The 19,866-nt window shown below is 49.4% G+C and carries 14 protein-coding genes; 11 read left to right on the top strand and 3 right to left on the bottom strand.

What is annotated here, in order from left to right:
* Positions 1–15 precede the first annotated feature (15 nt).
* Complete coding sequence (locus tag K0504_RS08805; protein ID WP_220103811.1) at positions 16–1,731, top strand: bifunctional protein-serine/threonine kinase/phosphatase; 1,716 nt, start codon at positions 16–18, stop codon at positions 1,729–1,731.
* A gap of 276 nt (positions 1,732–2,007) precedes the next feature.
* Positions 2,008–3,636 (top strand): glycoside hydrolase family 30 protein, encoded by a 1,629-nt coding sequence (locus tag K0504_RS08800; protein WP_220103810.1) that lies wholly within the window; start codon positions 2,008–2,010, stop codon positions 3,634–3,636.
* 105 nt (positions 3,637–3,741) lie between these two features.
* Here K0504_RS08800 and K0504_RS08795 read toward each other — a convergent pair whose 3' ends face one another.
* Positions 3,742–6,204: a DUF748 domain-containing protein gene (locus K0504_RS08795; RefSeq protein WP_220103809.1), complete on the bottom strand. Its 2,463-nt coding sequence runs from the start codon at positions 6,202–6,204 to the stop codon at positions 3,742–3,744.
* A gap of 276 nt (positions 6,205–6,480) precedes the next feature.
* Here K0504_RS08795 and K0504_RS08790 point away from each other — a divergent pair, with 276 nt between their 5' ends.
* The 5 genes from K0504_RS08790 (at position 6,481) to K0504_RS08770 (ending at position 13,260) form a co-directional block, all read left to right on the top strand.
* A complete protein-coding gene (locus K0504_RS08790; protein ID WP_225918058.1) occupies positions 6,481–7,167 on the top strand; it encodes a response regulator transcription factor in 687 nt (228 codons plus the stop codon).
* Positions 7,151–8,359, top strand: a complete 1,209-nt coding sequence (locus tag K0504_RS08785; RefSeq protein WP_220103807.1) for an ATP-binding protein — start codon at positions 7,151–7,153, stop codon at positions 8,357–8,359. Before K0504_RS08790 ends, K0504_RS08785 begins: the two co-directional genes overlap by 17 nt.
* Before the next feature lie 59 nt (positions 8,360–8,418).
* Positions 8,419–9,489 carry a type 1 glutamine amidotransferase domain-containing protein gene (locus K0504_RS08780; RefSeq protein ID WP_220103806.1) on the top strand — a complete coding sequence of 357 codons (1,071 nt, stop codon included), beginning with the start codon at positions 8,419–8,421 and terminating at the stop codon, positions 9,487–9,489.
* A 204-nt stretch (positions 9,490–9,693) separates the two neighbouring features.
* The gene (locus tag K0504_RS08775; RefSeq protein ID WP_220103805.1) at positions 9,694–10,830 is read left to right on the top strand and encodes a glycoside hydrolase family 5 protein; all 1,137 of its coding nucleotides are present in this window, start codon (positions 9,694–9,696) and stop codon (positions 10,828–10,830) included.
* A 231-nt stretch (positions 10,831–11,061) separates the two neighbouring features.
* Positions 11,062–13,260, top strand: a complete 2,199-nt coding sequence (locus K0504_RS08770) for a M3 family metallopeptidase (RefSeq protein WP_220103804.1) — start codon at positions 11,062–11,064, stop codon at positions 13,258–13,260.
* A gap of 81 nt (positions 13,261–13,341) precedes the next feature.
* On the opposite strand, the gene K0504_RS08765 is transcribed toward K0504_RS08770, so the two are convergent.
* Together K0504_RS08765 and K0504_RS08760 are read right to left on the bottom strand one after the other, a co-directional pair.
* The gene (locus K0504_RS08765) at positions 13,342–15,084 is read right to left on the bottom strand and encodes a methyl-accepting chemotaxis protein (RefSeq protein WP_220103803.1); all 1,743 of its coding nucleotides are present in this window, start codon (positions 15,082–15,084) and stop codon (positions 13,342–13,344) included.
* Between the two features lie 253 nt (positions 15,085–15,337).
* Positions 15,338–16,132: a class I SAM-dependent methyltransferase gene (locus tag K0504_RS08760; RefSeq protein WP_220103802.1), complete on the bottom strand. Its 795-nt coding sequence runs from the start codon at positions 16,130–16,132 to the stop codon at positions 15,338–15,340.
* Positions 16,133–16,254: 122 nt separating this feature from the next.
* Here K0504_RS08760 and K0504_RS08755 point away from each other — a divergent pair, with 122 nt between their 5' ends.
* The 4 genes from K0504_RS08755 (at position 16,255) to K0504_RS08740 (ending at position 19,863) form a co-directional block, all read left to right on the top strand.
* Positions 16,255–16,797: a YaeQ family protein gene (locus K0504_RS08755; protein ID WP_220103801.1), complete on the top strand. Its 543-nt coding sequence runs from the start codon at positions 16,255–16,257 to the stop codon at positions 16,795–16,797.
* A 71-nt stretch (positions 16,798–16,868) separates the two neighbouring features.
* Entirely contained in the window at positions 16,869–18,062 is a 1,194-nt protein-coding gene (locus K0504_RS08750; protein WP_220103800.1) for an HD-GYP domain-containing protein, read from the top strand.
* Between the two features lie 93 nt (positions 18,063–18,155).
* Complete coding sequence (gene mtnN / locus K0504_RS08745; protein ID WP_220103799.1) at positions 18,156–18,848, top strand: 5'-methylthioadenosine/S-adenosylhomocysteine nucleosidase; 693 nt, start codon at positions 18,156–18,158, stop codon at positions 18,846–18,848.
* 46 nt (positions 18,849–18,894) lie between these two features.
* A complete protein-coding gene (locus K0504_RS08740; RefSeq protein ID WP_220103798.1) occupies positions 18,895–19,863 on the top strand; it encodes a cobalamin biosynthesis protein CobD/CbiB in 969 nt (322 codons plus the stop codon).
* The last annotated feature ends 3 nt before the right edge of the window (positions 19,864–19,866 follow it).

Here is a 19,866-nt window from a genome sequence, read left to right as displayed (position 1 = left end):
TTATCTGATGATGCTATGAAACAAATGAAGCTGGCCGTTGGTGGGCATTCTACCGCCGGTATAAAACCCATGAATCAGGACGCTTTTGCCGCGCAGATCCCGTCAGCTCATTTGGTTAATCGAAAAGGCGTTGTAGCTGCAATTGCCGATGGCGTAAGTGTCAGTGAACAATCACAAGTGGCCGCGCAAACTGCCGTCACTCAATTTGTACAAGACTATTACGCCACTAACCACGCCTGGAGCGTAGCCAAGTCAGCGGCATCCGTCATATCGCCTCTTAATCATTGGTTTTTCAGCCACAATCAACGCAACGAGAAATCGCAAGCCTACGTCACCACTTTTACCGCCTTGGTTGGCAAAGGCCGTCAAGCTTGGTATTTCCATGTGGGTGACAGCCGCCTCTATCGGCTTCGAGATGGTAATTTACGCGCCTTAACCCGCGATCATATTCAACCGTTTGGTGGCACCGAGTCGTTATCGCGTGCGCTGGGCATCGACTCCCATCTCGAACTCGATACCAAACAGTTTGAGATGGCTGAAGGCGATGTTTATCTGTTAGCCACCGACGGTTTATACAACCACCTCACAGAGCAAAGCTTGTGCGATCAACTCGGTAATGCGCGCCATTGCAATTTAGAACAATTAAGCGAAACCCTGTGCCAGCACGCCAAGCAAGCCGGTTCGGATGACAATATCAGCACCTTAATCGTCCGTGTTGATGAGTTGCCCGAAGCTGGATTGAGTGAAGCCAAGCGCCTCGCCATGGAGCTAGCCATTCCACCAGTGATGGAGCCGGGCCAGAAAATCGACGGCCTGACCATACGTCATGTGTTATTCAGCGGCACTCGCAGTCATGTGTATGTAGCAGAAAACGCCCAAGGTCAACAGTTTGCCTTAAAAGCCCCTTCTGCCCATTTTTCAGATGATCTCACCTATTTAGAAGGGTTTATTAAAGAGGAGTGGATTGGTAAATCCCTTAGCCACTCCAACATCATGCGCATGCATGCACGGCCTGAAGGCAGCAAATTTGCCTATCAACTGTGTGAATACTTACCCGGCCAGAACCTGCGCCAGTGGTTGGTCGATAATCCCAAACCCAGTTTGAATCAGGTGCGCGATATTATCCGTGAAGCGGTCAAGGCGCTGCGTTCGCTACAACGTAACGACATGATTCACCGCGACATCAAGCCGGAAAATATCATTATTGATGTGCATGGCCATGTGAAACTTATCGACTTCGGAACAGTGCAAGCTGCAGGCTTAGAAGAGCACTTTGGCCATGAGAAGAATGCAAGCCCACAAGGCTCTGCCGACTACATTGCCCCTGAGTATTTGCTAAACCAACAAGCGAGTTTTCAAGCCGATTTGTTTTCTCTTGCGGTGGTCATGTATGAAATGCTCGCCGGACAACTACCCTACAAAACCGGCGCTAGCCGTTATCAGATCCCCAATGATATTAGTGTTTGGCGCTATCGGCCGCTGCGTACCGTCCGCCCCGATCTGCCCAATTGGATTGACTTAGCATTAGAGCGAGCAACCTCGCCGATCGTCGACAACCGCCCTGAATCGTTTTCTGAATTCTTAGAAGATCTCAATAAACCCAATCCCCAATTACTCGACCGCCATGAAGCGGCCCCGCTGATTGAGCGTGATCCAGTGTTTTTTTGGAAGTCGCTTAGCGGCATTTTGGCACTACTGTGCTTAACGCTGCTCGCCAAAGATTTTATTTAGCCTTTCTATCAACATTTACGCGATGAGACCGCTCGAACAACATTATTAAACGTCCATGTAAGGGCTTACATAATTTCTAGCATTTGTGACAGCAACCAAACTAACCGTGCTACCAATGTGGTTTCATGATGGCCTTTATTGCTTGCCGCTAACGAATAACTAGCTTGCTAATGCCTCAGGATGGTCACCAACACCTAAGCATTTGGCAATTCTCGGAGCCGTGACAGCGTATCGAGCAAGCAACAAGTTCAATTGGACATAGTAAAGGACGATTCAATGACCAGCCACAATCCGGGCTATCAGACACCCGCCACCCGCATGAGTATATTGCTAAGCTGCATTGTTAGCGCATTGGTTGGCTGTTCGCCAGCAACCGACCAACCACCGACACAAGCCTCAAATTATGTTGCCGATGTTTACCAGACCTCCTACGCGGGCGATAACCTCGCATTGATTGCCAGCTTGCAACCCGAAGTCAGCACTGCAAATACCGCCAACACCGATGCGATTAAGTTAACGATTAAGCCGGCGCAAGTTTACCAACGCTATTACGGCTTTGGCGCGTCCTTTACCGAGTCGTCCGCTTGGAACTTGGCAGCCATTCCAGTCGCAGCCAGAAAGCAGGTGTTAACACGTTTATTCAGTCCAACCGAAGGCGCAGGATTCACCTTAACGCGCACCCACATCAATAGCAGTGACTACTCCAATAATCATTACAGCTACGTCGACGTTGGCGATACCGCATTGGCCAGCTTTTCAGTCCATGAAGACATGAAAGGCTTCAGCGGCGATGAAAATGATCAGGTACGCGGTATCGAGCTCGATGATCCAAGCTATGACTTAATTCCCATGATTCTGGAAGCTAAATCCATTGCCGGTGCCGATTTCAACATCATAGCCTCACCATGGAGCCCGCCATCATGGATGAAAACCGGCGAAACTGCCGAAATGACCAATGGTCACTTGCTGCCGAAGTATCACGCCACCTGGGCAAAATACATCTCCAAATACATCACGGCTTACGCGGAACAAGGCATCGAACTTTGGGCTATCACACCGCAAAATGAACCGCTCCATGCCCATGATGCGCGCTGGGACAGCAATGGCTGGACGGCTACCGAAGCACGCGATTTTTTACGCGATCATTTAGGCCCGCAGCTGGTGAAAGATGGCCACCTAGACACCGCCGATTTAGAAGCTGGCGTGCGCGTGCTGATTTACGATCACAACAAAGATGAGATGAACAATTACGTTGCGCCGACGTATCAAGATCCAGATGCATCCAAGTATGCGTGGGGAACCGGCTTTCATTGGTACACCAACTCAAAGCTGGCTGAAAATAACTGGTATCAAGCAGAGTTAGCCGAGCTGCAACAAAACTGGCCAGGCAAAGCCATGATCCACACCGAGTCGAGCATTGATATTGATGCCGACGATCCTATCGGTCAGTATTGGCGCCTAAGTACCGATTACGCGGGCACCTTTATCCCCTTCGATACTTATGCCTATGACATCATTACTGACTTAAACCATGGCACTCAAGGCTATGTGGAGTGGTGCGTGATCCTCAGCCACAAAGGTCAGCCCAATCCATACGATAACTTCAATAGTGCGCCGGTACTCATTAATCCCACCACTAACGAAGTAATTTACACACCGCTGTATTACTTACTGAGCCACTTTAGTAAATTTATCCGCCCCGATGCCCATCGCATCGGTTTAGAAGGGGATGCCATTGAAGGGTTAACTTACACGGCAGCCCACAACCCCGATGGCTCCATTGCCGTGGTCGCGTTCAATCGCAATGATCAGCCTTATACATTGGCGCTCACGTTAGACGGTAACCACTACACTGCGGACATTGCCGCTCGTGCCATGCAAACGATTCACCTGCGTGCGCAATAAGTTGAGTTGGTCATCACAGGCTAGTATTTAGCAAACAAAAAAGGGCGCTCGGTTGTACCGAACGCCCTTTTTATTTGATTGTTTTCGGCTATACAGCTGTGAACGCTAGACCGACAGCTTGAGGCGCGGTTGAGCGGTGTCATCAAGCTCGTAGCTGGGCACACACAACAAGATCCGCGATGACGCAACGCCTTTGTCCACCACCGCTTTTTTAAAGGCATTCGCGCGCTGCTCAGCCAGATCCAACAGCTGCTTGCGCTGTGGTTCCGTCAATTGGCTGCCTTCGCTGAATCCCAGTTCACTCCCCGTTGCAACACCACAAACTTTCACCTGCAGCGAATCTTTTTCTGTCATCAAGGCGTGGAACTGATCGATAAAGGTTGCTTGCGGCTCGGCAGGCAAAATTTGCTGTGGAGCATACGCCAAATCGTCAAATCGAACCTTCAGCGCAAAAGAGCCTGCCGCCATTCCCACTTTAATCACTTGAGCATAAGGCATGAAGGTCATGATCAAATAATTCTGCGCCTGACTGAGCACTGCTTTTTGAACAATAAGGCCAAAAATGTAATGCATACCAAAGCTTGGATCGGCAACATCACCATCAACCGGAATGATCAGTTCAATATTGCCATCGTCATCTTTAAGCATGCCAAGCGCCATATCTAGAGGCACTGCAGTTTGGCCAATCACGCCTGAATCGTCAGGGTTTTGATCGCCTGAGCCGGAGTCAAAACGAGCCCCACGCAGATTCGAGACCACTTCGGCGTCCAGCATATCTTGTTCGATGGCACCCGATGCACTCACATCAAGCTGACCGGCCAGTACGTCAAATCCAAGCGCATGACGCACATAAGGTGAAATTTGATAAAGCGGGAACTCAGTAGCCGTTGATTCAAAATTCAGATCGAGCTTGTCGCCAAACGGCGCCACCTGCCCGGTAAAGTCAAACTTAAAATAGCCTTCATCCTTAAGCTTTAAAATCACATCAGCGCGCTGCTCAGGCTGTTGATTGTCAATACCAGCAAGCTGTAACTGTTCAATCGTGAATGTTTTTTCTAACGCAGGTTTGATACTGGCATCGCGAAACTGAATTTGCGCGGGTTTATCCAACCTCAGCTGCCCCAGCGCAATTGCAAACGCATTGGCAGGTTCAACTGGCTCCTGCGGTGGTTGTGGCGTTGATTGAGATGGTGATTGTGGCTCTGGTTGAGATGGTGTATTTGAGTCGACCTCCGCCGTGTCCGTATCACTTGCCGCGGCATCTTCTGATGTCCCAGGCATCACCAATGAAATGAGTTCGCCTTGCTCATCGCGTTGCGCCTGAATCAGAATTTCACCAATCAGAATGTCATTAATGGCGACTGCCGATTCGGTCATTTGTACTTCGGAAATGGTCAGCTCATCGAGCTGAAAGAGTGGCTCAAGTTGAGTATCGGCGTCGAGTTGACGCACTGATGCCTGCATCTCTGATAACGCCAACTCAGGTAACTCGATAAAGATCTTCTCTCCGGCCAACGACAGCGTACTTGGCTCGAGCTGTAAGTTGGTCAGTGCAAGCAAGTCGCCCGCACCATCTTGCGTAGCAACCCGTATGTTATCGAGATTTAGGGTAAAGCCAGTATCAACGGTCAGCTCTTCAACCGCTTCTATGGATAATGTTGAGGTGAGCTCATTAAGCTCAAGAGAAAGGCTTTCGAGCTCGGCCAGAATCGCGTCATCGCCATAACTGCTTTGTTGTAGGTTAATGGCACTGCTATCACTAGCGATTTCGAAGATGTCGCCTCGACGCTTCACTTCGAGGTTGAGATCAACATTCAATTTGGCGGCTAGTTCGCCCACAGATTCAGGCAGTAAATATTGATATGGCGCCGGATCGAAATCCGTCAGTTGAATATTGAATGTACCGAAAGATTGCAGCGGCTCGTAATCAACTGCCGCCGAGAAATCGAGCGCCGCTTGATTAAAGGTCAGTTGCAGCTCTAATTCGCTGTGCAACACTTCTTCTTGGTAGTGGCTGCGAACAATTTTTAACTGCTCAATGTGAAGCTCATGAGATTGATCTCGATGCAGCAAGTTAACATTGATGTCCTTGAGAACAACTTCCGGTGCCGCTACCGCTAAACCAAAGCGCTTGCCTTTGGGCGCTGGCGCGTCGGCCGTTGCCGTTGATGATGTTTGCTCGGCTTGGTCTTTATTCTTACCTAGCTCAACCCCTGCAATGGAAAAGGTTTTATCTTGTAGCAACACGTCAGTGTTTAAACCCGTCAGGGTCAAGCGCTTGAGCCGCGCTTCATTAAAGATCAAACGGTGCAAGCTATAGCAGGCTTCCAATTCATCCAACTCAAATGCCAGCTGTTCATTCTTATGCCAAATCAGATCATCAATGGTGACACATGAACTCAGCAGGTTGAGGCGCACAGAGCTGTTTCTATCGAGCTGAATTTGATGCGGAGCCAATAAGTCGCCCAGCACTAAACGCGTAATGGCTGGTGAGGCTAACCAAGTTAAAACCCAGATTGCGAGGTAGCATCCTACTAAAACTACGCCTACCTTCTTGAGTCGATTCATCGTGGCTCCTTGCTCGTTACACCATTAAAAATAAAAGGCTGAAGATGATTGCCGCGCGCAATGGATTAAACAAGCGAACCGAAGCAAATGGCGCACGCAAAAAACAGCGACTATTTTGTGTTATTTTTTAGTGAAATAGAACCACTGATTACGCTTCAAGTTACCAATCAAGTCCGAGACAGGCGCAATCTAATGTCGTCGTCGCGGCACCATTTCACTTCTGTTTCACCTCGTTAATAATACAGTGGCTGCATGCAGCTTTTTGAGGACAGCTCATTGAAGGTTTTGTTGATTGAAGATAACACCACGATAGCAACGCAAATCGTTGAATTTCTAGGTGCCCACCAGTGGCAAGTGGACTATGCCCAGAATGGTCAGCAAGGCGCAGCTTTGGCGTTGGCAGAGATATTTGACGTGATCCTTTTGGATCTAAACCTACCAGATATCGACGGCCTGCAAGTTTGCCAGATGATAAAACAGCAGGCCCAAGTAACGCCGCCAATACTCATGCTGACCGCTCGCGATAGTTTTGAAGATAAGTCGGCCGGATTTCATCAAGGTGCAGATGACTATCTCACCAAGCCCGTCGATTTGCGTGAATTAGTGTTGCGCTGCCAAGCGCTAGCGCGTCGGAGTAATCTGCATCAATCGCAAATCATTCAAGTGGGTCCATTACAGTTGGATTTGTCGGCTCAAACAGCGCAGCGCGATGGGCAATCATTAACCTTGACCAGCATTGGCTTTCAGTTGCTCACTTTATTGGCCCAAAGTTACCCCCAGCCAGTTAGTCGAACCCTCATTACTCACAAGCTTTGGGGCGAATCGCCTCCCGATAGTGATTCGCTCAAGTCTCATATCTATTCGTTACGCCAAGCGCTTGATAAGCCCTTCCCTCACGCCATGCTTAAAACCGTCATGAACTTAGGTTATCGACTGGACATCAACAATGACCCTCATTCGTAGCATCAAGCACCAAGCACTTGCTCTTTTTGTTAGCTTCACACTCGGTATCAGCTGCCTGTATTTAGCGTTAGCGGTCATTGCTTCATTCGTGGTGGAAGACAATATCATTGATCGCCTATTGCGATTTGAAGCGAACCATATCGAGCAAACCTACCAAGAAACCGGCGCTCTAGTCCCCGCTAGAATGGACTTTATCCAGATCTACCCGAGTTACGCTGAATTACCTTTATGGGTTCGTGAAGCGCTTGAGCAAGGCTTGGATGACAATGAAATTTTTACCCCTGGTGATGAGCATTTCCATGTCAAAACACTTCGCCTCGACAACCACAACACGGGCTATTTACTGGCGGAAGTCTCGCCTCTGTTGACCGTTACCAATAGCCCCAGAATTTTCGAAATTTTTCTTTGGGGGCTCGCTTTAACCCTTATTGTTGCCGCTGTGCTTGCTTATAAAATGGCAGCCAAGACGGTACAACCGGTCATGGCGATGACCCGAGCCGTAAAACAAAATCAACCCTTGCCCGAATTACAGTACGAGCTAGGTTATTTGTCCAAAACGATGCAGCACGCTTTCGATGCGTTAAACGACGCTCTGCAGCGAGAAAAAGATTTCACAACCGATGTTAGTCATGAACTTCGCACGCCGTTAACGGTACTCAATAATGCTGTTGCCCTAGCAGAGCAACGAGGGTTTCAACCAAGCGATCTACAACAGCTAAAACGAGTGGGCCAAGACATGCAGCACACGATTGATGTGTTGCTTGCGCTGGCTCGGCAAGAGTCGCTGTGTCAACAACCCTGCATGCTACGTTCAATGGTTGAGCAAGCCGGAATGCAAAGCGCCTTAGCAGCGGGCGTAGAACTCGAACTCAATATTGAGATGGCAGATGAGTTGTCAATCAATGCCAATGCTGAGTTACTGCATTTGTTGCTCATTAACTTGATGAACAACGCCATAGCCCACGGCTCGACTCACCAACTTTGGGTTCGCGCCAGTGGCAATCAAATGGTGTTTCACAATGAAAAAGCACAAGGTGTGCCAGCCGAAGCAACTCGCGCCGGCGTGAAAGGTGCAAGTAGCAAAGGGATCGGCCAAGGGCTTTATTTGGTGACTCGCATTGTTGATGCATTGGGATGGCAATATGATTTGCAGCTCACCCAATCGCAATTTTCCATCCAAATTTCACTCTGAATTCACCTCCGACTTTTTATGCTGACTCCAACACATCAAAGCAGGTTGGAGACAGCAACATGATTAGAAAAATACTACTCGCACTCGTGATTCTATTCGGCGCGCTATATGGCGCTTGGGTTTGGCTAAAAGGATTAGTACCAGCCCCGTCTCACTTTGAAGCATTGAAGCGCAGTCAATCGAACGAGTTAAGCTATCTGATCGAGCAGGTTCCTGAGTTCCGCGGCAAAATCCTCGCTGTCGTGACCAGCACCGATCAGATGGGCCAGAGCGGTAAATCGACAGGCTACGAACTAACAGAACTAGCCCGTGCCTATTGGGTGTTTACCGCCAATGGATTTGAGGTTGATATTGCGAGTCCCGAGGGTGGTAAGCCTCCGGTGGTGATTGATGGCGACGACATGGGCGCCTTCGATTATGCATTTTTGAATGATCAAGTAATCCAAGCACAGCTTGATGAAACAATGCGCCTCGATGAGGTTACCCCCTTGGATTACCAAGCGGTGTATTTTGTGGGTGGTAAAGGCGCCATGTTCGACTTTCCGAACAATCTCGTAATTCAGGATCTGATCAGCACCATGTACCAGAATGACAGGGTCGTCAGTGCGGTTTGTCATGGCCCTGCCGCGCTAGTCAATGTTCGTTTGGCTGACGGCAATTGGCTTGTGGCCGACAAACGCGTCAGCGCCTTTACCAATGAAGAAGAGTTGTTTTTGATTCCCGACGCCGCGCAAATTTTTCCGTTTTTACTGCAAGACAAACTAGAGCAACGCGGCGCTTTGGTGCAAGCAGGGGCCCAATACTTGGAACAAATCAGCCAAGACGGCAAGTTAATCACCGGGCAAAACCCTTGGTCGGTTTGGACCATGGCCGAAATGGTGATCGCCGAACTAGGGTATGAACCTAAACCTCGGGAGCGTACTCCAGAAGAGCACTCGGTCGAACTCTTACTGACCTATGATCGATTGGGCTATGAAGCGGCGCATCAGGAAGTGCTTCGCAAACCGCAAGCATACCAACGTATTTTAATCCTTATGCATGGCGTGGTAGCGGTGATGAATTGGGATTTGGTCAAAGGCTTTGAATTGTTGCGGCTCGCTCAGCAGATCAAGCAGTTAATGTCCGCCTAATAATCACCAACAAGGTTGTAGCAGACGAGGCACTTTTATAAGCGCCGAGTTTGTTGCAACTCACGTGTTCGCAAACAGCGCCTTGTATCAAGTTCGCAAGAAGATTGCCGGACGCTTCACACTTTATCTAGAAATGGCATGACACGCCTCCCATCGAACCTAAAATGAACGCGCTTTCATTTTAATAACAAAAGGCCACCCACCATGCAGATCAACCGATTACTCATGACCGGTTGCGCACTCGCCATCGTGTTCATCACAGGCTGTGTCAATTCAGGTTCAGAACCCTCCGAGCAGCAAAGCGCTGCGCCATATGTTGCCAATAGTTTCACCCTTAACCGCGGCGTCAACGCCAGTCATTGGCTTTCACAAAGTGATATTCGCGGTGCCGAACGCGTCGCTTACATGCAAGAAAAAGACTTTGAAACCATAGCCGCGCTGGGCTTTGACCACGTTCGCCTACCTGTGGATGAAGAGCAATTATGGAATGAGCAAGGTGAGCAGCAAGCAGAAGCGTTTGCACTGATGCATCAAGCCATTGGTTGGAGCCTGAAGCACGATTTGCGGGTCATCATTGACTTACATGTGCTGCGCGCTCACCACTTTAATCGACCAGATTCACAAAAGATTTGGCATGACCGAGCCGCTCAGGAGCAATACATCAGCTTTTGGCAACAGTTGTCAGCAGAGCTGAAACAATACCCGCTGGCGAAGGTTGCTTACGAACCGTTGAACGAAGCCGTTGCCGACGACAATGAAGATTGGAACAAATTGATTAATTGGGTGATCGCAGAAATCCGCAAGCTAGAACCGAATCGCACCATCATCATGGGTTCAAATCGCTGGCAGCAAGTTGACACCTTCGCCGCACTGCAGGTGCCAGCCAACGATCCCAACATTATTCTCAGTTTTCATTACTACACCCCGTTTAACCTCACCCACTATCGTGCACCTTGGACCCACATAAAAGACTATGCGGGGCCGGTTCAGTATCCGGGTGAAACGGTACCGTCTGAGGAACTTGCCAAGTTAGATTCGGTGTTGGCCGATCACTTAAAGGGCGCAAATGGCCCATACGATAAAGCCATCATGGCCAAGCATATCGAGCAAGCTGTAGCCGTCGCGCAAGCACATAATTTGCAGTTATATTGCGGTGAGTTCGGCGCATTTCCAACAACCCATCTAGCGCTGCGGCAAGCATGGTATCGAGATCTCATCGAGATTTTTGACGAAAACGATATCGCCTGGGCTCATTGGAATTATAAAAACGACTTCCCATTGGTCGACGAACAACTCAACCCTGATGACTCACTTCTCCAAATCCTATTGCCACCAATGTAATCTTGCCCACTTACATTTTTTAACACTTTAATATCGCAATCATGGATCTGGTGCTGCTAATGCGGTACCAGATTGCATACAATCCTGTCTGGCGTGTTACGCGCGATGAACCAATGGATGACCTATTCTCCCCATTGTTCCCGCCCCTATAACCAACAAAAAACGCCTCAAAAACAACACGACGAAGCCAATAGAGCTTTCGCTTTTTCATCATGACTGACAGGGAATACCATGCAAAAAACACTGATAGCAGTGGCTTGTAGCGCGGCACTAGCCGTTTTATCCGGCTGTGGCCAAGCGCCAAGCAAATCGGAAGAAACCAGCCAAAATCAAGTTCAAACGCCCACTTCAAGCACCGTAGAACAATCAACCAGCAATAGCTTATTAGCAGACTGGACAGGCCCATTCAAAGGCGTACCGGCGTTCGATAAAATGAACATGGTAGATTTGCCAGCAGCCATGGAAGCAGGCATTGCCGAGCAGTTGGCAGAATTTGATGCCATTGCCACACAACAAGCGCCAGCCACATTTGAAAATACCATTGTGGCCATGGAAAAATCAGGCAAAACCCTAGATCGCGTATACCCCTACTACGGTATCTGGCGGTCAAACATGTCGTCAGCTGAATTCCGTGAAATTCAGGGCCAGATTGTGCCTAAGTTGTCAGCATTCCGTTCTAAAATCACGCAAAATGAAGCGCTATTCCAACGCATTGAAGCTGTCTATAAAGGCGAAGAATTTGCCACTTTAACGCCAGCACAACAGCGCTTGACGCAAATTTCTTATGACCGTTTTGCTCGCAATGGTGCCACGCTAGAAGGCGAAGCCAAGCAACGCTACGCGGACATTCAAGCGCAATTAGCAGAGCTACACACCCAGTTTGGTAACAACGTGCTGCACGATGAGCAAAGCTATGTGGTCTACCTCACCAAAGAGCAGTTGGGCGGCTTACCTGAATCATTCATCAAAGCGGCGTCATCTGCGGCTGAAGCGAAAGGTGAAGCTGGCAAATACGCCATCACCAACACGCGCTCGTCAATGTCACCGTTTTTAACCTATTCCACAGAGCGCGAACTCCGTGAGCAGGTTTGGACCAATTATTACAGCCGTGGTGATAACGGCGGCGAGCACGATAACAACGCAATTATTGCCGAGATTCTGAAACTACGTGACGAGCGCGTTGGGCTATTAGGTTACGACAACTATGCCGAGTGGCGATTAGAAGATCGCATGGCGAAACACCCAGATAATGCCATGACACTGATGGAGCAAGTGTGGCCAGCAGCCATTGCTCGCGTTGCCGAAGAAGTGGCGGACATGCAGGCGATTGCCGATGCCGACGGCGCTGACATCACCATCAAGCCTTGGGATTACCGGTTCTATGCTGAGAAGGTGCGCCAAGCTAAATACGACCTCGATTCCAACGAAGTCAAACAATACCTGCAGTTAGATAAACTGCGTGAAGCCATGTTCTATGTAGCTGGCCGAGTGTTTAACTTTGAATTCACGCCAATTACTGACGGCTCGGTTCCTGTATTCCACGACGATGTGGCCGTTTGGCAAGTAACACAGAAACAAACCGGCGAATTGGTTGGCTTATGGTATTTAGACCCATTTGCTCGTGAAGGTAAGCGCTCTGGCGCTTGGGCGACAACCTATCGCAGTCATGAATTGTTGACCGATGATAAGCCAGTGGTTTTAGCGTCTAACAATTCCAATTTTGTAAAAGGCTCACCGGGCGAACCAGTGCTTGTGTCTTGGGATGACGCCGAAACCTTCTTCCACGAGTTTGGTCATGCGCTTCACTATTTAAGTTCTGACGTGGCCTACCCTACGTTGAATGGCGGCGTTCGTGATTACACGGAATTCCAATCTCAACTGCTAGAGCGTTGGTTAAGTACTGATGAAGTGATTAGTCAATTCCTGACTCACGTTGACACTGGCGCACCAATGCCGGCCGATCTGCAGCAGAAAATTAAGAATGCCGCAACATTCAATCAAGGCTTTGCCACGACGGAATATCTGGCTTCTGCGTTAATCGATATGAAACTGCACACCACCGATCCAACGGATATCGATCCCGATGCATTTGAGCGCGATACACTCACTGCAATGGGCATGCCGACCGAGCTTGTCATGCGTCATCGCACGCCTCACTTTGGTCATATTTTCTCGGGTGAAGGTTATTCGGCGGGTTACTACGGCTACATGTGGGCGGAAGTACTGACTTCGGATGCTGGCGAAGCATTTGCCGAAGCGCCTGGCGGTTACTACGACGAAGCGATGGCAGAGAAGTTACGCCAGCACCTGTTCTCCGTGCAAAACTCGGTTGATCCAGCAGAGGCTTATCGCGCGTTTCGTGGTGCCGATGCAAACGTTGAAGCCTTGATGCGCGATCGCGGTTTTCCACTGCCTAGTGCGATGAAGTAATGCTGTTCAACCATTTGACCGGCTAACGAAAAAAGCCCAGCTCATTCGAGCTGGGCTTTTTTATTACTAGCTAGCATCGTGTTATTGGGCGTATGCGAAGTCCCGATCTGCTGCCGTCATGCGTTGCGCAGACTGAGGGGACTGCTCAAGCTTGAAAGCTCGTACCAACTCATTGAGGTTCAAAGCGGTGGTGCTTAACTCTTCACTTGTTGCAGCAACCGTGCTGACCTCGCTGGTGTTATTTTCTGCCGCCACTTTAACCGCATCAATATTCTGATTGAGCTCTTCCACGACTGCACTTTGTTGTTCCGCCGCACTCGCAACTTGCATGTTCATGTCGTTTAATGCGGCAATCGCACGATTCACATCAACCATTAATTCCGATGCTTGCTCCGACGCTTCGATCGTTTTTTCGCCGAGATCTTGGCTTTGCTTCATACTCGAAACCGCTTGTTGAGAGCCATGCTTAAACTGCTCAATCATGGTTTCAATTTCCGACGTGGACTCTTGCGTGCGTTGGGCTAAATGGCGCACTTCATCGGCAACAACGGCAAACCCTCGGCCTTGCTCTCCGGCCCGTGCAGCTTCAATGGCCGCATTAAGCGCCAGTAAATTGGTTTGCTCGGCAATGCTTTTAATCACGTCCAAAACTGACGCAATGGTGTCTGTATTTTGGTCCAGCTCAACCAACGCGTCAGCGGTGCTGCTCAAACTTGAAATTAACTGGCGCGTATAATCGTTTGCTTGATCATTGATGCGTTCAGACTCACTAGACTGGCGAGCGGCTTGCTCCGTTGATTGATGGGTCAATGACGAATTAGAAGCAATCGACGCCGCGGTTGCCGCCATTTCATTGGCCGCAACAGCAACTTGTTCGGTTTGTTCTGTTTGCTGTTGAATATTGTCTTGCACTGAGACGTTCGAATGGGCCAATGCCGTTGCTGCGCCACTGACTTCATCGGTAGAGTTGGCTACCGCACGCAATAAGTCGCCCACAGCTAATCGCATTGATTCCATATGCTTTAACAGCGAGCCAATTTCTCCGGCCTGTTGGTTGTCAATCGGTTCGGCAAAGTTCCCCTCAGACAAAAAGCGCACAGCGCGGTCGGCCAATGCAAGCCCGCCAGCAATAAATCGAATGAGTAACCAAGCAAGTCCAATGGCAATCAGCGTCTGAACGATCCCCATCGACAAAATGGTTTGCTCTAAGCTGGCCGTTTCTTGCTCAATATCGAGTACCGCAGCTTCGGTAAAGTGCTCTATTTGCAGCAACAAGGTTTCCACCTCATCCGTCAACTGCTTCGCTTCTCGCTCGACGGTTAAGGCAACCTGCTCGGCTTCACCGAATTGCTGCTGACGTAACAGGCTAAAGACCGAATCTACATGCTTGATCCATGTGTCATGATGATGGTGAATGGTTTTAAGGCCGTCAAAGGCGGCATTAAATTCACGTTTTTCGGCGTCGCTAGTCGCACCAGCCATGGCCTGCTCTAGGAGTAATTCACCTTGTTCGAGCTCTACTCGCAGGGTGTTATTTAGTCCGGCAAAGTCATTAACGGCTTGTTGAAATCGTTCGTTTGCATTGGTTTGTCGACCTATTTCCAGCGCATGGCGAAATGCCCGTTCAAACAAAACTTCTTGTTCAAGCTGGTGTTCGGTAATCAACGTCAGATTTGAAATGGCAGGAATATCACGATGGGCGATTCCTTTCACGTGACTTTCTATGCGGCTTAAATTAGCAAATGCGATAATGGCAACAATCACCTGCATACTGCAAATCAGGGCCACATAAACCATTAACCGTTGTTTAATTGTAAGTTGCATCAGCACTCTCCTTGTCTATCGATAAGGCGCTACCAATAACCATCAAACAGCTGATGGCCTGAATTGCCCCATTCCTTTATCTGACGCACGTTAGCAAACAGTTAGTCGAGTCACTTGATTAAGAACAAGGTTTATTGTGCATGCACACAAGATGCACAAATAGGAGGCAAAAACAGCAGTTTTTCGTGAACCAATTCAAACAAACTTCCTGCGTTTTGACTGCTACTCTGCGGCTGGTAAGGGCGTTCAGCTGCTAATGCTGGCGAAGGTATTGCTGCCACTGCTTGTCGAACTCGGTGAGTTGGCGATGACGTTTGCTGCGCTCATGGGCTTGTCGATCGGCGTCATTGGCAAACGGCCCTCGTCGACACAAGCCACAACAATCATCGCGTTGATAACCCAATGGCTCCAACGAAGCCACTAACTCGAGGTGAGGCTTGCCACTCCACACATAAGTTCGAGCAGCGGTTTCTTTCACCCAACCGGGCCGATCAACATTGCGCATCCGATAGCCGGGAAATTGAGCCATAGAGAAAGGCGATGAGCCTAAGTAATGAATACCGAGTCCATCGGCAACCGCCCGCTCAATATCCCAATCGCTGTAGGGTTTGACGTCCTTGGACGAAATGTAAGCCAACTGCGGACCTTGCGGATCGAGAAACGAATCATGGGCGTGCGTTAAAAACTGGCGAAGCAAGGCGCGATTCAACGTGTTAACGCTCATCTGCTCGGTTAGGGTTTGGTAATCGTCCTTTGAAGGGAGAGCGGGCACCAGCGGAAACTGAAAAATCACTACATCAAATGCTTGCCGAGGCAGCTGCTGCCAACTTTGCAGCTGATTAATATCCACCTCGGAGAGCACGTGGCAGCCAGCCGTGTTGATGAGTCTGTTGAAATTACCAAGCCCGTATTTTTGCGCAAGTTGATGCTGGTTATCAAAGATCGTTGCCCACAATGAACTTGGCTGATGGTACTGCCACAGCGATAGAGAAAAAGATAAGTCACCATCACCAATGGTTAGAATGCGCCAGTTTGGTTTGATGATCATGTCAATGTGCCGTATCAGGTGAGCGGTAGTTAATTGCTGGCGATTCTAGCACGGTCAAACCAATCAACGGAGGCCCCTTTGATGCTGTATAGTTTGCTCAACACTAGCAATCTGAGGCCGTTATGGCGCTAAAGTCCACCATTTATAAAGCTGCGATTTCCATTGCTGATATGGAACGACATTACTACCAAGACCACCAGCTCACCATTGCCAAGCACCCATCAGAAAATGACAAACGCATGATGCTCAGGCTGTTAGCCTTTGCCGCCTGCGCCGATGACGGTTTGGAATTTTGTAAAGGCCTGAGTAGCGATGACGAACCCGCGTTGTGGCAACTCGATGCCACGGGCGTCATCAACCATTGGATCGAGCTGGGCATTCCAGAGCCCAAGCGGTTAAAAAAAGCTTGTGCCAAAGCCAATCAAGTCAGCTTGTTCGCCTACGGCAATAACGCACTGACCATGTGGTGGCAGCAGCATCAACAACTCGTTGAAGCATTGCCAAATTTGACCATACTGCAAGTTCAAGATGACGATTTGACCGAGTTGGCAGACTTCGCGGAACGTAACATGGCACTATCGTTGTCGCATCAAGATGGCGTCTGGATGTTAGCCAGTGAACAGCGTTCTATCTCGCTGGAACTAACAAAGTTGATGCCAAGCTAAGCCCTCGGTTACGCGCCAACCGTGTTTTTGCTTTCCCGTTTTTCAATTTGATTTAACGACAGGTACACCCTATGCACGCCAACGACCTTAAACAAATCGACATTAGCGAACTGACTTTAGGCATGTTTGTGGTCAAGGTGATCACGGCCAGTAGTACGCTTAGAGTTAAAACCGAAGGCTTAGTGCGTACACCAACCACCTTACAAAATTTAAAAAACTCGGGCGCTCTGAAAGTTTGGATCGATCCAGATCGAAGCGAAGAGACAGATGAGCCGGTCTCGCCACCCGCCCACACAACGCCAACGCAGCAAGAGCCGGCAAAGAATTTCGAAGAAAAAGTTCAGGCAGCAATGAGCCTGTACGAAGATGCCAAGTGTATCCAAAAAAAGATGATCGCCAATATCAAAAAAGGCAAAGCGGTCAACTTGCAAGAAGCCGATGCGCTGTCATCGCAAATTATTGAATCGGTGTTCAGTGATCCCAACTCACTAATGATGATGTGCCAAATGAAGGACAAGGGTGAGTACATTTACCAACATGCCTTGAACTGCGCCATTTTAATGAGTGTGTTTGCTCGCTACCTCGACTTCGATGAATCGGTCATCGAAAAACTTGCCACAGGCGCGCTGCTCCATGACGTTGGCAACATGCACATTGAGCAATCACTGATTGATCATCGCGGCCAATATTCGCCAGCAGAATTTGAGCAAATGAAACACCACGTTGATTACAGTGTTGAAGTCGCCAGCTCCATGCCGGGTATTTCACAAGAGTCGCTGGATGTGATCCGTTTGCACCATGAGCGCCTTGACGGTTCGGGTTATCCCAATGGCTTATCAGGTGACGACATCAATATATACGGCCGTATGATCGCATTGATCGACAGCTACAATGCGTTGACGTCTGATCGCTTACACAAAGATGCGGTCGCACCATTCACGGCATTTAAAATCATGACCAACGGTACGCCAAACGCCTACGACAATGATCTCATGAAGCAGCTCATCCGCTGCATTGGCGTGTTTCCTGTCGGCAGTTTAGTGAAGCTGTCGAGCAACAAGCTGGCTATGGTTGTAGAAAATAATTTCGAACAACCGCTGAAGCCAAAAGTTGTGGCGTTCTATAGCATTACTGGCGGTTACCACACTGAGATCAAACACATCGACTTAGCCGCGAGTCACAACAGCGATCAAATCGAAACCAGCGTGCGCCCCGATGAGTTCAAGCTCGATCTGATGAAATTCATGCGTACATCGCTTCGTTAACGGCTTCGGGCCGGTGTTTTACTTCCGGCAAGCAGCTCTGTTGCGGTACACTGCCGCATTAAATTTTTGCACCTCAACTGGCTTAACTATCTTATGAAAATAGGCATTATCGGCGCCATGGAGCAGGAAGTCGCCATCCTGCGTCGTCAAATCGAACAGTGTGACACCTTGCATCACGCAGGCGGCACCTTTTATACCGGCCAATTAGCCGGCCACTCCGTGGTGTTACTGCAATGCGGTATTGGTAAAGTAGCGGCAGCCATTGGCACCACCGTCATGTTGGAAAGCTTCCAACCCGACATCGTCATCAATACCGGCTCGGCTGGTGGTTTTGATCAAAGCCTAAACGTAGGTGACGTCGTGGTATCCTCTGAAGTGCGTTATCACGACGCCGACGTCACCGCATTTGGCTATGAAATGGGCCAACTTCCGTCGCTGCCAGCCGCCTTTATCGCCGATCAAAAACTCATCGATATTGCCACAGCAACCTTTGCCGAAATGGCCGATGTGCAGTCCAAAACCGGCCAGATTTGTACCGGTGACATTTTCATGGCCGATGCCGAACGAGTGGCGAAATGCCGCGCCGACTTCCCACACATGATCGCCTGCGAAATGGAAGCCGCTGCTGTTGCCCACGTGTGCCACAAGTATGAGGTGCCGTTTGTGGTTATTCGCGCACTATCAGACATTGCCGGTAAAGAATCGTCGCAGTCATTTGATGAATTCTTAGAACAAGCCGCGCTGCACTCCTCAAAATTTATTCTGCAGATGCTACCGAAGCTGTAATGAGTCACCAGCAGGCACGACGGGCAGATTGAGGTAGTTATAAGAAATGGAGTATGTCATTGGGATACTTATCAATCGCTATGATTGGCTATGGGTGATCACTGCCGCCATCATTGCCGAGCGGTTGCTTCCCATTCCCGCGGCGTACCATCCGCGATTGTTCATCCGCAATATGGCGCAACGGTTACAACAAAAAGTATTAGTGCCTTCGCGCTCACCGTCGCAGCAAACCATGGCCGGTGTGCTAGCCGCATTGATGATGCTGCTGTTTGTTGCGCCACTGCCAATACTGGCCCACGAGTTTGCGCCCTACCCCATGGTGGTCGACACGCTATTACTGATGTTGTGTCTGCAATGGCAGCCGATGAAGCAGCAACTCACTCGCTTTGCCAATACCAACCACCAGCAAAAACAGCTCAAACGAACCTTACTTAGCCCGTGGTTGGCTCGTGATTGCGGCGCCTTGTCAGAGCTTGGTTTAAACAAAGGCGCCGTTGAAGCCATTTACTTACGCAGCTTTACCGATCAGGTCGGCATACTATTTTGGTATGTCATTGCCGGTATTTATGGTGCGCTTGGCTACTGGTTGCTGTTAGAGCTGTCGCGCCAATGGCACCCTCGATTGCGCAAGCAGCATTACTTCGGTTCACCGTTGAAACAACTGCGAGCCTTACTCGATGTCTTGCCCCAGTCCGTTTGGGCGCTCTGGCTAGCGCTCAGTAGCGGTGGCCCGTGGTCGCAACAGCACCTTGCTTTAGTTGGCCAATTTAGAAGTAAAGCACGAGCATTGGTACTGGTTGCAGCCAGCAAACGTTTAGGTTGTGAGCTTGGTGGCCCAGCCATGTATCAACAACGTAAATTCAGGCAACCGCGATTAGCCGCCAACCGACCGCCACAAGCCAGCGACGTTATCACCAGCTTTCAACAAGTTAACTGGCATCTACAGTTACTGCTAAGCTTGATCTGGGCAGGCATTGTCAGCCACACCTTTTGGGTAGTATTTGCCGGAATTTAACAA

Source organism: Neiella holothuriorum, assembly GCF_019457915.1.
In the GTDB taxonomy this organism is placed as follows: domain Bacteria; phylum Pseudomonadota; class Gammaproteobacteria; order Enterobacterales; family Neiellaceae; genus Neiella; species Neiella holothuriorum.
The sequence above is the reverse complement of the archived record's forward strand: the minus strand, read 5'-3'. Positions and strand labels throughout refer to the sequence as shown.

Excerpts from the sequence above, each read along its gene's own strand:
- K0504_RS08805 (WP_220103811.1), top strand. The coding sequence starts at position 16 with ATGAAACAAATGAAGCTGGCCGTTGGTGGGCATTCTACCGCCGGTATA.
- K0504_RS08800 (WP_220103810.1), top strand. The coding sequence starts at position 2,008 with ATGACCAGCCACAATCCGGGCTATCAGACACCCGCCACCCGCATGAGT.
- K0504_RS08795 (WP_220103809.1), bottom strand. The coding sequence starts at position 6,204 with ATGAATCGACTCAAGAAGGTAGGCGTAGTTTTAGTAGGATGCTACCTC.
- K0504_RS08785 (WP_220103807.1), top strand. The coding sequence starts at position 7,151 with ATGACCCTCATTCGTAGCATCAAGCACCAAGCACTTGCTCTTTTTGTT.
- K0504_RS08780 (WP_220103806.1), top strand. The coding sequence starts at position 8,419 with ATGATTAGAAAAATACTACTCGCACTCGTGATTCTATTCGGCGCGCTA.
- K0504_RS08775 (WP_220103805.1), top strand. The coding sequence starts at position 9,694 with ATGCAGATCAACCGATTACTCATGACCGGTTGCGCACTCGCCATCGTG.
- K0504_RS08770 (WP_220103804.1), top strand. The coding sequence starts at position 11,062 with ATGCAAAAAACACTGATAGCAGTGGCTTGTAGCGCGGCACTAGCCGTT.
- K0504_RS08765 (WP_220103803.1), bottom strand. The coding sequence starts at position 15,084 with ATGCAACTTACAATTAAACAACGGTTAATGGTTTATGTGGCCCTGATT.
- K0504_RS08760 (WP_220103802.1), bottom strand. The coding sequence starts at position 16,132 with ATGATCATCAAACCAAACTGGCGCATTCTAACCATTGGTGATGGTGAC.
- K0504_RS08755 (WP_220103801.1), top strand. The coding sequence starts at position 16,255 with ATGGCGCTAAAGTCCACCATTTATAAAGCTGCGATTTCCATTGCTGAT.
- K0504_RS08750 (WP_220103800.1), top strand. The coding sequence starts at position 16,869 with ATGCACGCCAACGACCTTAAACAAATCGACATTAGCGAACTGACTTTA.
- mtnN (WP_220103799.1), top strand. The coding sequence starts at position 18,156 with ATGAAAATAGGCATTATCGGCGCCATGGAGCAGGAAGTCGCCATCCTG.
- K0504_RS08740 (WP_220103798.1), top strand. The coding sequence starts at position 18,895 with ATGGAGTATGTCATTGGGATACTTATCAATCGCTATGATTGGCTATGG.